Annotated in this window: 12 protein-coding genes; 5 read left to right on the top strand and 7 right to left on the bottom strand. The window is 41.2% G+C overall.

The window, feature by feature from the left end; genetic code table 11:
• Nucleotides 1-22: 22 nt before the first annotated feature.
• Complete coding sequence (locus tag J4E76_RS17945; protein WP_208506172.1) at nucleotides 23-1,504, bottom strand: M28 family peptidase; 1,482 nt, start codon at nucleotides 1,502-1,504, stop codon at nucleotides 23-25.
• 185 nt (nucleotides 1,505-1,689) lie between these two features.
• Between J4E76_RS17945 and gcvP the strand changes: the two genes are divergently transcribed.
• Complete coding sequence (gene gcvP / locus J4E76_RS17940; protein ID WP_208506171.1) at nucleotides 1,690-4,593, top strand: aminomethyl-transferring glycine dehydrogenase; 2,904 nt, start codon at nucleotides 1,690-1,692, stop codon at nucleotides 4,591-4,593.
• 58 nt (nucleotides 4,594-4,651) lie between these two features.
• Here the strand turns inward: gcvP and J4E76_RS17935 are convergent, their stop codons facing one another.
• From J4E76_RS17935 to J4E76_RS17920, 4 genes are all read right to left on the bottom strand, one after another.
• Nucleotides 4,652-5,236, bottom strand: a complete 585-nt coding sequence (locus tag J4E76_RS17935; RefSeq protein ID WP_208506170.1) for a hypothetical protein — start codon at nucleotides 5,234-5,236, stop codon at nucleotides 4,652-4,654.
• Complete coding sequence (locus J4E76_RS17930; protein ID WP_208506169.1) at nucleotides 5,233-5,574, bottom strand: PadR family transcriptional regulator; 342 nt, start codon at nucleotides 5,572-5,574, stop codon at nucleotides 5,233-5,235. Before J4E76_RS17930 ends, J4E76_RS17935 begins: the two co-directional genes overlap by 4 nt.
• 94 nt (nucleotides 5,575-5,668) lie before the next feature.
• On the bottom strand, nucleotides 5,669-6,550 hold the full coding sequence (gene lipA, locus J4E76_RS17925) for a lipoyl synthase (protein WP_208506168.1): 882 nt from the start codon (nucleotides 6,548-6,550) through the stop codon (nucleotides 5,669-5,671).
• A gap of 66 nt (nucleotides 6,551-6,616) precedes the next feature.
• On the bottom strand, nucleotides 6,617-7,342 hold the full coding sequence (locus J4E76_RS17920; RefSeq protein ID WP_208506167.1) for a hypothetical protein: 726 nt from the start codon (nucleotides 7,340-7,342) through the stop codon (nucleotides 6,617-6,619).
• Nucleotides 7,343-7,401: 59 nt separating this feature from the next.
• Here J4E76_RS17920 and J4E76_RS17915 point away from each other — a divergent pair, with 59 nt between their 5' ends.
• On the top strand, nucleotides 7,402-7,809 hold the full coding sequence (locus J4E76_RS17915) for an OsmC family protein (RefSeq protein WP_208506166.1): 408 nt from the start codon (nucleotides 7,402-7,404) through the stop codon (nucleotides 7,807-7,809).
• Here the strand turns inward: J4E76_RS17915 and J4E76_RS17910 are convergent.
• Together J4E76_RS17910 and ettA are read right to left on the bottom strand one after the other, a co-directional pair.
• Nucleotides 7,793-8,500, bottom strand: a complete 708-nt coding sequence (locus tag J4E76_RS17910; RefSeq protein ID WP_208506165.1) for a hypothetical protein — start codon at nucleotides 8,498-8,500, stop codon at nucleotides 7,793-7,795. The genes J4E76_RS17915 and J4E76_RS17910 overlap by 17 nt on opposite strands.
• 62 nt (nucleotides 8,501-8,562) lie before the next feature.
• The gene (ettA, locus tag J4E76_RS17905) at nucleotides 8,563-10,242 is read right to left on the bottom strand and encodes an energy-dependent translational throttle protein EttA (protein ID WP_208506164.1); all 1,680 of its coding nucleotides are present in this window, start codon (nucleotides 10,240-10,242) and stop codon (nucleotides 8,563-8,565) included.
• A gap of 96 nt (nucleotides 10,243-10,338) precedes the next feature.
• Here ettA and J4E76_RS17900 point away from each other — a divergent pair, with 96 nt between their 5' ends.
• The 3 genes from J4E76_RS17900 to J4E76_RS17890 all read left to right on the top strand — a co-directional run bounded on the left by J4E76_RS17900 (nucleotide 10,339) and on the right by J4E76_RS17890 (nucleotide 13,792).
• On the top strand, nucleotides 10,339-11,574 hold the full coding sequence (locus J4E76_RS17900; protein ID WP_208506163.1) for a DUF349 domain-containing protein: 1,236 nt from the start codon (nucleotides 10,339-10,341) through the stop codon (nucleotides 11,572-11,574).
• Between the two features lie 82 nt (nucleotides 11,575-11,656).
• Entirely contained in the window at nucleotides 11,657-11,878 is a 222-nt protein-coding gene (locus J4E76_RS17895) for a DUF2795 domain-containing protein (RefSeq protein ID WP_009196519.1), read from the top strand.
• A gap of 162 nt (nucleotides 11,879-12,040) precedes the next feature.
• Nucleotides 12,041-13,792 carry a GMC oxidoreductase gene (locus tag J4E76_RS17890; RefSeq protein ID WP_208506162.1) on the top strand — a complete coding sequence of 584 codons (1,752 nt, stop codon included), beginning with the start codon at nucleotides 12,041-12,043 and terminating at the stop codon, nucleotides 13,790-13,792.

Genomic DNA, 13,792 nt, shown 5'->3' with positions numbered 1-13,792 from the left:
TTTTATTCAAATGCTTGTTCGATTAATCACGAGAACCGTAATCCATGTCATCGGTTCTGTCGACCGGAGTTCTGTCATCTCTATTGGCCAAGATCCAAGCGGTATGGAATACCAGCTGAGCTCTCTTCGCCATTACGTCAAACTCGATCTTGTCCACTGTGTCTGTAGGACGGTGGTAATCGGCATGCACACCATTGAAATAGAAAATGATCGGAATACCTTTCTTAGCAAAGTTGTAGTGATCAGAACGGTAGTAAAATCTATTTTTGTCAGCCGGATCGTCATAGCGATAGTCAAGATTTAACCCTGTATACGTGATGTTAGCATACTCAGAAATGATCTTTAAGTGACTGGATAATTTTTCTGATCCAATGGCATATACATATTCTCTGTCATTTTCATGATCTGGGTCTACACGACCAATCATATCAATGTTGAGGTTATTGACTGTCTTCTCAATTGGGAATAGTGGATTGTCAGCATAATAGGCTGATCCTAGCAATCCTTTTTCTTCACCCGTAACATTTAAGAAAAGGATACTCCTTCTTGGTCTGTGGCCTTCATTTGCTGCCTGTACGAAAGCTTCGGCAATTTCCATAACGCCAGTAGTACCTGAGCCGTCATCATCAGCCCCATTGTTGATCACTGTGCCATCTTCGTTTTGACCAATATGATCATAGTGAGAAGAGATAACTAGTACTTCATCTTTCAGGTCGGTACCTTCAAGAAAGGCTACCATGTTCTCAGTGCTAAGTTCAGCCAGTTTTTCCTTCACCATAAAGCGAACTGTTCTTGGTTTGATGCTGGCCGGGTTATCTGCCGCAGCATCAATTTTGGCAGCAGTAGTATTCAAAAGTTGAGCACCCATGGCCTTCGTAACATTGAAGATCATACTCTGATTGGCACCTAACTCCTTATTGAACCTTAATCTACTTTTTAATCTAAATCTTGCTTGACGAGGCATTGTTTGCATAAACTGCTCATCATTAGAACTCATTACGAAGATGGCTTTTGCGCCAGCCTCATTCACTTTCGTTAGTAACTCTCGTGAGATGGTAGTCATCATCACACCTTTGTCTTTAACGTCCATGCCGCTTAGATCATCACCATTACCGATGAATACAGTCGAAAGCTTCATTTCTTTGTCCATATTGGCACTACCTGAGAAAATGAAATCAACGCCATTCATCTTCTTCTTGCCTTTTATCTTCACATAGACATCTGACCAGTCTGACTGGTACATACTGAACTTCTGACGGTAAGCTCCGTCAGCTGGACCTTGAAGCCCGAGATTTCGGTAAAAACCTTCTAAGTAAAGAGAAGCCTTCTTTTGGCCCTCAGTTCCTGTTTCTCTTCCCTGAAAGTCATCAGAAGCAAGCACTGTGAGCTTTTTTCTCATGTCTTCCGGTGTAATGGTCTTTCCGTATTTCACAGATACGTCTTGAGCAGTAGCTGCGAAACCTAAAACCAACAATCCTAAAAAGGATGCCTTTAATTTCCTCATTTTATAAACAATTTGATGTTACAATTTATTAGCGGGCTAAAGCTAATCATAATTTTAAAACAGCCGTATTTTCTTATTTCAATGGTCTTGTTTTTTGATTTGATATGCAAGGAAATCAAGGCTTTGTGGCTTACATTTGTTCATCTTTTGGAAGAGAGGAAATTACAACTTATTGGAATTCGGAAATGACTAAGATTAATTTAAACCAGGTCCCAAAATTCGAGGACAGACATAACAGCCCCCAAGATTCTGAAATAAAAGAAATGCTTGAGGTAATTGGTGCAGATAGTGTTGATACACTTATCAATGAAACAGTGCCTGCAGGTATCAGAATGCAAGGAGCAATGAATTTGCCGGCAGCTAAGTCTGAATTTCAATTCTTGAACGACTTGAAAGTTATGGCTTCTCAGAATAAGCTATTCAAGTCATACATTGGTATGGGTTACTATGGGACAATAGTGCCGGGTGTAATTCAAAGAAATGTACTTGAAAATCCAGGGTGGTATACAGCCTATACACCTTATCAGGCAGAAATTGCACAAGGTAGGCTTGAAGCCTTGATTAACTTTCAGACCCTCGTTATTGATCTAACAGGTATGGAAATAGCAAACGCTTCTCTGCTAGACGAGGCGACTGCAGCTTCTGAGGCTATGACCATGTTTGCTGGCTTAAGAAAGAAAGATAAGAAGACGGCTAATAAGTTTTTTGTAGACGAAAACACCTTCCCACAGACTTTGGATGTATTGAAAACTCGTGCTATCCCAGTAGGCATTGAGCTTGAGATTGGAAATATTGATCAAGTTGACTTGACCGATCCAGAACTATATGGCGTGCTTTACCAGTACCCTGGAGGTGATGGAAATGTAAGAGATTTTAGTGCTTTCACAGAGACCGCAAAAGAACAAAACGTATTTGTTGTAGCAGCGGCTGACCTTATGTCATTGGTGCTATTGACACCTCCTGGTGAAATGGGTGCAGATGCGGTGATCGGTACAACCCAACGTTTTGGTGTGCCAATGGGCTTTGGTGGTCCTCACGCGGCATACTTTGCTACACAAGAAAGCTTTAAGAGGCAGATTCCTGGTAGGATCATAGGAGTGTCTTTAGATAGTCACGGTAATAAAGCCTATAGAATGGCTTTGCAGACGCGTGAACAGCATATCAGAAGAGAAAAAGCTACATCCAATATCTGTACTGCACAGGTATTATTAGGTGTGATGGCAGGAATGTATGGTGTTTACCATGGGCCAGAAGGTTTGAAAGGTATAGCCAGTAACATTCACGGGAAAGCAAAATTGCTTAGTAACGGATTGGGCGAGCTTGGTTTCAAACAATTGAATGATGTATTCTTTGACACTATTCAAATAGAAGCGGAGATCGAATTTGCCTCTAAGGTTAAAGCTATCGCAGAGTCGAACGAAATCAACTTCAGATACTTCGATAATGGTAATATTGGTATTGCAGTAGATGAAACAACTACAGTGGCTGATTTAGAAGCGGTTCTGAATGTATTCGCAGAGTCAGCCAGTAAGTCAATGGACTTGGATGTGGCAGCGATGTCTACAAGTGTTGAAATTAACTTTCCTGATGGATTGAACAGGACAAGCGACTTCTTAACTCACCCTGTTTTCAATCAATACCAGTCTGAGCACGAAATGCTTCGCTATATCAAGCGATTAGAGAATAAGGACCTATCCCTAGTTCATTCAATGATTTCCTTAGGCTCTTGTACAATGAAACTGAATGCCACGGCAGAAATGGTTCCGGTTACATGGCCTGAATTCGGAAATATTCATCCGTTTGCCCCAAGTGATCAGACTAAAGGATATCAACAGATGTTTGGTGATTTGGTAGATTGGCTATCAGAAATTACAGGCTTTGATGACGTGTCATTGCAACCAAATTCTGGGGCACAGGGCGAGTATGCAGGTCTAATGGTTATTAGAGCATATCACCAAAGCCGTGGAGATCACCATAGAAATGTGGCTATCATTCCTACGTCTGCACACGGAACTAATCCAGCATCTGCTGTGATGGCAGGAATGAAAGTGGTGCTTGTTCAGTGTGACGAAAAAGGAAATATCGATGTTGAAGATTTGAAGGCTAAAGCAGAAATGCACAGCGATAACCTTGCTTCATTGATGGTGACTTACCCTTCAACACATGGAGTGTTTGAAGAAAGCATCAAAGAGATTTGTGATATCATCCATCAACACGGTGGTCAGGTATATATGGATGGTGCTAATATGAATGCGCAGGTAGGTTTGACTAGTCCTGGCTTGATTGGGGCGGATGTGTGTCACCTGAACCTTCATAAGACATTCTGTATCCCTCATGGAGGCGGAGGCCCAGGTATGGGGCCAATCGGTGTAAGATCTCATTTGGCACCGTTTTTACCGGGTAATCCAAATGTAAAGAGCGGTGGAGATAAAGCTATTACGGCTATTTCGGCTGCACCTTGGGGCAGTGCTAGTATCCTAACGATTTCTTATGCATACATTGCTATGATGGGTGCCGAAGGCCTTACAAACGCAACCAAGATTGCAATACTGAATGCTAACTATATCAAAGCCAGGTTAGAAGAGAAATTTCCAATTCTTTATACTGGAACACAAGGCAGGTGTGCGCATGAAATGATTGTTGATTGTCGTGATTTCAAAGCTCAACACGTTGAAGTTGAAGATATCGCCAAGCGTTTAATGGATTATGGATTTCATGCACCAACAGTATCTTTTCCGGTGGCAGGTACTGTAATGATAGAGCCAACGGAATCTGAATCTAAAGCTGAGCTTGACCGCTTCTGTGATGCCATGTTAGGTATCCGTGCAGAAATACAGGAAGTAGCTGACGGCAACGCTGAAGTAGATAACAATGTTCTTTCAAATGCTCCTCACACAAATGAGTCGGTATTGTCTAGTGATTGGAATATGCCTTACTCTAGAGAGAAAGCAGCCTTTCCAGCCGATTATGTAAGAAGTAATAAGTTCTGGCCGTCAGTAGGTAGAATTGATTCGGCTTATGGCGATAGAAACTTAATGTGTAGCTGTATTCCAGTTGCGGATTATGCCGAAGAAGAGGCTATGGCATAGGGAAACTTAATGAAGAAAATAGGACAAAAACGGCTACCATTCGGTAGCCGTTTTTGATTCAGCCATGTTGTAGCTCACTTCGATGGAATCCAATATAAAACCAATAGGGCAGATAAGTTATCCCGAAAAGTAGAATCGATATAATGAGCAAAGTCTGACTTATAGTGGCCTGTTGGATGGATTTTAGCTTTAAAGCTGAAGTTTCCTTGTAGTAGTCCTGGTATATTTCATTCCTTTGTTCAGAGCTTATGTCATCAATATTCACTGTTAAATATTGATCTGTAAGGCTCTCTCTTCTACTGTCAACAAGGGCATTGTTTTGGAATGATAGAACCGCTAGAAGTACGGCAAGGCAAAAGACGAGAGCGCTGACATACCCTCCGACATAAGCTGTTTTCTTAATCATAATATTTTGAGTTTTTGTGGTTAAAAATTCTAAATCTTGTTGAACCTGAACAGGTTCTTGTGGTAATACTTTCTCTAGTGCTGTATGGAAGGCATCTTCAAAATTGGTTCCGACTTCCATTTGTAATTCGATCTCACATGAGATATGGTCAAGGAGGTCATCAATAAGAGCCTGATCGGTAAACTGCTCAGTTCTTAAGTACTCCTTGATGATTTCTGTTTGATGTGGGTTGATCATGAGACAGCTGGTTTTTCCTTTCCAAAAAGTAAGCCCAAGGTTGCCTGAAAATCTATGAGCTCGTTAAGGGCTGGGACTACCAGTCCCGTGCCTTCCTTAGTCAGAGAATAATACTTACGAGTACGATTACCTACTAAAACCGACTCGGTAGTCAAATAACCCTCTTTGGTCAAACTATGAAGGGTCGGATATAATGATCCCTCTTTGATCAGAACCTTTCCTTCAGTCTTCTCCTTTACATGTTGTACAATCTCATAGCCATACATCTTGTCGTGCTCTGAAAGTAACTTCAGAATGATGGGCTTCAGAATACCTTTTAAAAGTTCTCTTGAATACATAGAACAATAATACATCATAATATGATGTATTGCAAATTGAAACAAAAAAAACCACCATGACAAGTCGAGGTGGTTATAAGTATTTTCCTAGAAGTTAAACATGCACATGTCTTTCGGCATGATAAGAAGACCTTACCAAAGGACCGGATTCCACATACTTGATCCCTCTTTTAAGTCCTTCTTCCTTAAAAAACTCAAACTTATCTGGGTGCACATAGTCAATAACTTCATGGTGCATCTTTGTGGGTTGTAGATATTGACCCAAAGTAAGAATGTCCAATTTTACCTCGGCCAGATCGTCCATCAGCTTAAAGATTTGCTCATCAGTTTCACCTAAGCCGAGCATTGCACCTGATTTGGATCGCTTACCAAATTCTTTAATTCGATGAAGTTCTTCCAAGCTCCGATCATACTTGGCTTGCGGTCTAACACGTCTGTACAGATCTTGCACCGTTTCCATGTTATGAGATACAACTTCCTGTCCACCTTCAATCATTCTCTCTAATGCTTCCCAGTTACCCTTGACATCTGGAATGAGTGTTTCAATAGTAGTGGTTGGACTTAGCGCTTTGGTTTGAACAACGGTCTGGTACCAGATTTCAGCACCTCTATCTTTTAATTCATCCCTGTTTACCGAGGTGATCACCGCATGTTTGACGCCCATGGTTTTGATAGCCTCAGCGACTCTTTTTGGTTCCTCTTGATCATATTCTGGGGGTCTTCCGGTTGCCACAGCACAGAATGAGCATGACCTTGTACAGACATTCCCCAAAATCATAAAGGTGGCTGTTCCTGCACCCCAGCACTCACCCATATTTGGGCAATTACCACTCTCACAGATAGTGTGGAGCTTGTTTTCGTCAACCAGCTTCCTGACTTTCGCGTATTCAGGTCCTATTGGAAGTTTAACACGAAGCCAGTTTGGTTTTCTTTTTCTCTCTTCAGTTTCCTTAGAAACGACAGGTAGTTCTATCATAACTTTCTCCTCTGTCTATTGAAACACAAATGTAAGTCAAAGGTTCCAAAAAAAAGTGCTTATGGATTATCTTCTGCGCCCGAAATAAATGGCCATAAAAGCAGAGGTGAATACGCTATTATTACCCGCCACCGGAAGAATATTGATTTCGCGGGTATAAACGTCTAACGTAAATCCAACTTCGACCCCAAAAACTCTTTGCTTGGTAGAGTTTGTCTCAAAGGTTAAAGAGGCTTTTGCGTGAGCACCTAATACGAACTTAGACTGTCCCAGACCTCTAAATGGACCAGCATTCGCTATGATCCTATTAAAGCCATGTCTGGTGTCATTTGGATCATATTGCTCTTTCTCATTTCCAACCAATTCAACAAAGTAAGGTATTTCCATGCCAATAGAGGGGCCTGCGGATAAAAGGCCCGTTATTCTTGCGCCTTGCTGAGGAGCTTTTTTAAATAATATTTTTTCTCTGCCGTAAGTCGGTCTAATAGCCAGTAGGTAGTTTGACTTACCAAATACGAATGTGCTTCCAGTTATAGTTGTCTCCTTTCCTTCTCTCGCATGTTTGATATTGACAACCTCAATACCATAGTTCATTAGATTTCCTTCACTCAAAATTTTCGAATGTCTGTAATAGAAACCACTGATTAAGCCCCCGTGCGTGGCCTTACTTATCCCAAATACATTTTCTATGGAATAGTCTTCACCACGTGCTTCGTCATTCTGTTGTGCAAAAGCACCAAATCCAATAATTAAGAGCAACGATAACAGGATACTTTTAAGGAATGAATGCATACTATTTTGTCGGTAGAAATAAGGTCTCTAAATTAACGAAAAATAAAGCTGCTTAGTTTATGGCTACTATCAAATCTGAATATTCGGGAGGCCTCAGAACCTCTGTTACACATGTGAAGTCTGGAAATCAATTGATGACCGATGCCCCAGTAGATAACAATGGTAAGGGAGAGACTTTTTCGCCAACCGATACCGTGGCAGCTGCCCTGGGTAGTTGCATGATGACAGTCATGGCTATTGCGGGTGAAAAAGAGGGTATTGATTTGAAGGGTATGCATTTGGAAACTACTAAAGTTATGTCCGCTTCTGCCCCTAGAAAAATAGCAGCATTGAAAGTTGAATTCTTTTGGGACAATTGTCCACTGAGTGAGGAAAAGCGTGAATGGCTCAAAGAAATAGGAAGAAATTGTCCTGTTGCCTTAAGTCTTCATTCAGATTTAAGACAGGAAATCAATTTCCATTTTTAGTTATCCAAGTGACCATTTTGCCAATATCCTCAGGATTTTTGTGCTTGAGCTTATTCTTTCTTGCATACTTTCGGAGTGATTCCGAATAGCGTCCAAAGAAATCAAAAAAAGCTGTTTTTCCAGAAGGAATCACTTTCCATTCATTCCCGGTGTTGAGGTAGTTATCAGATTTTGCCACAACTTTATCATATAGGTCTCCCATTTGAGTTGAAGCATCATAAGTTCTAGGAATGTACTCGAGGTAGTACTTTACCTTTACATACTCAGAAGTGTATATATCTCTAATAAATCCTCCGTACTCACTTTCAGGCCAAACTAATCTTTGGTTGGAGAATTTCTGTGCTGGGGATTCTCCATTCGCTTCAAGTTCGAAGCTACTCACAAAATTCCAGGCTATAAGAGAGTCTCCATCACTTGATTCAAGTACTTCATTCTCCATATTGTATAGATAGCGACCCCGAATGGTATCGCCCTTAATCAACACAATTGTTGCCATCCTAGGACTTTCGTCAAAATACCTATTAAATTCCACTGCTGTCCCGATTGGGATATGACTACGAATATTACTTCTATTATTACTAGAGCCATCTCTAAGGTTGAAGGCTACTTCTGAGTTACCACTTAAACCAAAGTTTTGAGCGCTTAGTCCAAAGGATAATAAGCTAAAGAGGAGTATACAACTGATTCTCATAGATCTAATTTAAGGATTTATACCTTGTAAAGAACGTTTTTCAACTTAAAAGCAACAGGGCACTAGCCCAGTTTCTTATATCTAATTCTGGTTGGGTCAACATCCCCGAGACGTTTTTTACGGTTCTCTTCATATTCCGAATAGGTGCCTTCAAACCAATAAACTTGTGAATCGCCCTCGAAAGCAAGAATATGCGTGCAAACCCTGTCAAGGAACCATCTGTCGTGAGAAATGATTACAGCACAACCACCGAAGTTGTCTAAGCCTTCTTCCAATGCACGCAGAGTATTGACATCCAGGTCATTTGTAGGCTCATCCAGTAGAAGTAAGTTGGCACCTTGTTTCAGGGTAAGTGCCAAATGAACCCTGTTGCGCATACCCCCAGAGAGCTCACTTACTTTCTTGTTTTGGTCAGTTCCATTGAAATTAAAACGGCTGACATAGGCACGTGAGTTTATTTCTTTTCCTCCGAGCGTTATCAGCTCATTGCCTTCTGAAATTACCTCCCAAACCGATTTGTTAGGGTCAAGCTTTGTGTGTTCCTGATCTACGTAAGCAATGTCCACCGTTGTTCCGACTTCGAAATCTCCAGAGTCAGGTTGCTCCCTACCTGTAATCATGTTAAACAGAGTGGTTTTTCCAGCACCATTAGGTCCTATAATTCCAACTATGCCACCTTGAGGTAATGAAAACTCCAGATTTTCATACAGTAATTTATCTCCGAAGGCCTTTGAGACCCCTTTTGCTTCAATCACCTTAGACCCTAAGCGAGGACCTGCTGGAATGTAAAGCTCTAATTTCTGTTCCTTCTCGGCAGATTCTTGGCCAACTAATCGATCGTATGCACCCAAGCGCGCCTTGGATTTTGCCTGGCGTCCTTTTGGAGACATGCGGACCCATTCTAATTCTCTCTGAAGCGTTTTTTGTCTCTTGGATTCTGTCTTCTCTTCGTCTGCTAATCTCTTTTGTTTTTGATCAAGCCAAGAAGAGTAGTTCCCTTCCCAAGGAATTCCTTCGCCACGATCTAATTCAAGAATCCAACCGGCCACATTATCTAGGAAGTATCTATCGTGAGTTACTGCAATAACGGTTCCCTTATACTGTCTTAGGTGCTGTTCTAGCCAATGGACAGATTCAGCATCGAGGTGGTTCGTAGGTTCATCAAGTAACAACACATCTGGTTCTTGAATCAGCAATCGACATAGCGCCACCCTTCTTTTTTCTCCACCAGAAAGGTTTTTAATAATAGCGTCAGCGGGAGGAGTTCTCAAGGCATCCATCGACCTTTCTAACCTTGAATCGAGTTCCCAGGCATTAACTTGGTCAAGCTTTTCCTGAACTTTTCCTTGGTCTTCAATCAGCTTGTTCATCGCGTCTGGATCTGCCAAAATCCCAGGGTCCGCAAATTTAAGATTGATGTCTTCGAATTCTTTTAAGAGGTCAACAGTTTCTTTAGCACCTTCCTCGACCACCTGTTTTACAGTTTTCTCCGGGTCAAGATCGGGCTCCTGCTCTAACATGCCAACAGAGAAACCCGGTGAAAAAACAACTTCTCCCTGATATTCTTTGTCCATACCCGCGATGATTCTGAGTAAAGATGACTTACCAGAGCCGTTTAAACCGAGCACACCAATTTTAGCCCCATAGAAGAAGGAAAGGTATATGTTCTTTAATACTTGTTTATTGGGAGGGTAGACTTTGCTGACGCCTGCCATTGAAAAAATGATCTTATTATCACTCATTTGGCTGATTTTGGATCAAATATGCTAAAAAATATGCTTCAATTCAGCGCAATAAATTGAATTAACTATTTTCGAGCCCGAATAGAAAAATCAGAGTTGGAAAAGAAAGATTACGGATACGTTCTTGATGGTAAAGTTTACAGGAAGGCCTTTATGGAATTTCCTGACTTGGAACTTGGTGAAGTGAAAGAAACCGAGGAACAATCATTGATACATTATTATGAACGTTTTGAGATTGCTGTCAAGAAAGTTTCAGAGGTAAAGGAGAAGATCGCTGCAAATACGAATAAGGGATCATTCTTAATTCAGGTGGAACGTCTCATCGATACACTTCATGGTTTTGATGCCATTGGAGATTTTGAGTCCCTGTATGTCACCTTGCATGGGTTGCAGACTGAATTGATTGAATACGTTGAAGCCAATCGGCAAAAGAATTTAGAGATAAAAATAGCCCTGCTGGACCAATTAAAGGAGGTTGCAGAAAGTCACGACTGGAAGGCCTCTTCCACAACCGTTAAGGAAATTCAAGGTAAATGGTTGAAGACTGGCGCTGTTGCGCAAGAGAGGAGAGAGGAAATCGAAGGGGCTTTTGAAGGACTTGTTCAGAAGTTCTATGAAAGACGTTCTGCATTTTATGCCGACTTAGAAAAGATGAGTGAGGAGAAGGAAGCAGCCTTTGAAGAATTTTTAATCAAAGCCGAGAAGCTGAAAGCTGAGAAGGACATCGTATCTCTCCGTAAGTCCATCAATTCATTTAAAGAAGAGTGGCAGGCATTAGGTAAGATAAAGCCTAGTAAACACAATGAGTTTTGGCAGAAATTTCAAGAAATAATTAAGTCGGCCTTGAATGCGGCAAAAAAGCTTGAGAAGAAGAAGGCAAAATTGAGTACTAAGGACAATCAAAAACTGAAAGAAGAGATTTTGTCCGAACTTAAGAAAGCCAATGAGACTCTAATACCTAAAATTGATTTAAACCTTATCAATAAGAAATGGAAGGGAGTTGGCAATACAGATAAGGATGTTTCAAAAGAACTTTCGTCTCGATACCTGAAGCTTTCAGGAATGATTTCTGAGAAGAAGTTTTTGAATTCTCTGGTTGAGAAAAAGTCAAAAAAAGGCACCTCAGAATCGGATTTAAATAAATTGCGAGTACGATTACTAAGAGGACTTTTAGACAGAGATTATAACGAACTTAAAACATTCGAAGAAAACCTGGGCAAGTTCAACATGGCCAGTGGTTTGGATAATTTATTGGATCGAAAACTTGCTCAACAGAAACTTAAGGTAGAGATTAAAAAAGAGATTCTAGCTGAACTAAAAAAGCTAAGCTAGCGTATTGAAAATAATTGCATTTAAGCATTTGAATTTTAGGAATTTATTCTATTCTTTTGCACGCCATTAAACGAGAAGAGAAATGTACTGGACATTAGAACTTGCTTCATATTTGGAAGATGCCCCTTGGCCCGCCACCAAGGATGAATTGATTGACTTTTCAATTCGCTCTGGTGCACCACTAGAGGTTGTCGAAAACCTTCAAGAGCTTGAAGATGACGGACAGCCATACGAAAGTATCGAAGAAATTTGGCCGGACTATCCGACAAAAGAAGACTTCTTCTTCAATGAAGATGAATATTAGAAAAAGCCTCGACATGTCGAGGCTTTTTTATTTTCCCTCTGTTTGACACTGCCATAGGTTAAAACTTCCTGTCATTTTTAACGCTTTCTGTTTATATTTCTAATCTATCCCAGAATACGCGCTGGATAAGATTGTATAAACTTTTACTCAAGACTATTCTCAATGAATTTAAACCTTAAAGCAAAACAGGAGAGAACCTATGATGCTATTGTGGTTGGGTCGGGTATCAGTGGAGGTTGGGCCGCTAAAGAGCTTAGTGAAAATGGTCTCCAAACGCTGGTATTAGAACGTGGTCGTAAAATCGATCACATCAAAGACTATCATACCGCCACCATGGATACTTGGGATTTACCCAATAGAGGTAGAACATCCAAGGAGGTAATCGATAAAGATTATCCGAAACAAAACAGAACTGGTTATACCACGGCAGAAGCCCACCGTCACTTTTTCGTAAAAGACAGTGAACATCCATATCAGGAAGATAGTCGATTCGACTGGATGAGGGGCTATCACTTAGGAGGAAGGTCCATCACATGGGGGCGACAGAGCTATAGATTAAGTGATATAGATTTCACAGCCAACCAAAAGGATGGTTTCGGTGTAGACTGGCCTGTCCGTTATAAAGACATTAAGCCTTGGTACGATTACGTAGAACGTTATATCGGTGTCAGTGGTGAGAATAGAGGCTTCAAACAACTGCCTGATGGCAAGTTTCTTCCTCCAATGGAGATGAACTGTGTGGAAAAGGATTTCCGCAAAGCAGTTGAAAGCAAATGGAACAACCGATGGGTGACTATTGGTAGAACTGCCCACCTGACTGAGCCTTTAGCTGTCAATCAGCCAGACCATAAAAACCCAGGAGGGAGGGCACAATGCTTGATGAGAAACAGATGCATGAGAGGATGCCCTTATGGTGGTTACTTCTCAAGTTTGTCTTCAACTCTTCCTGCTGGTGTTGAAAGTGGTAACCTCACGATTCAAACAGATGCCATTGTACATGAAGTCATGTATGATGATAAAACGGGGAAGGCTACTGGTGTGAGAGCCATTGATCAGAATACCAAAGAGACTACAGAGTATTATGCAAAGGTGATTTTCCTTTGCGCATCTGCGATTGCCTCTGCAGGTATTCTCATGCAGTCTAAAAGCCAGCGTTTCCCGAATGGTTTGGGTAACGATAGCGGAGAGCTAGGGCATAATATCATGGACCACCATTTAGGTGTTGGTGCTTACTCTACTGTAGAGGGTTATGAAGATAAGTACTTCAAAGGTCGAAGAGCAAATGGGATTTATATTCCTAGATTCAGAAACTTAGGAGGCAAGTCGAACAGAAAAGATTTTGTTCGTGGTTATGGCTACCAAGGAGGTGCTGGCCGTGATGGCTGGGGCCGAACAATAGCAGAAATGAGAAATACACGTGTGGGCGGAAATATCAAAGATGCGCTGATGGAGCCAGGTGGATGGACCATGGGTTTCATGGGCTTTGGTGAAGTACTACCACAGCACAAAAATCATATGAAACTAGATTATGAAAATCTAGATCAGTGGGGTTTACCTCAGATGAGATTTGATACTGCTAACTTCCATGACAATGAGTATAACATGCGTAAAGACATGGCGGCTGCAGGTGCTGAAATGCTTGAAGCAGCTGGTTTTAAGAATGTCGGTACTTATGACAATGGACCTAACATGGGACTCGGTATTCACGAAATGGGTACAGCAAGAATGGGTCGTGATCCAAAGACTTCGGTTTTGAACAAGTGGAATCAAGTACATGCATGTAAAAATGTATTCGTTACTGATGGTTCTTTTATGACTTCAGCAGCTTGTCATAATCCTTCTTTGGGTTATATGGCATTCAGTGCGAGAGCTGCGAATTATGCCGCTGATCAAGTTAAAAAAGGAAACCTGTAA

Origin of the sequence: Roseivirga sp. E12 (genome assembly GCF_017592825.1) — a bacterium.
Lineage (GTDB): Bacteria > Bacteroidota > Bacteroidia > Cytophagales > Cyclobacteriaceae > Roseivirga.
The sequence above is the reverse complement of the archived record's forward strand: the minus strand, read 5'-3'. Positions and strand labels throughout refer to the sequence as shown.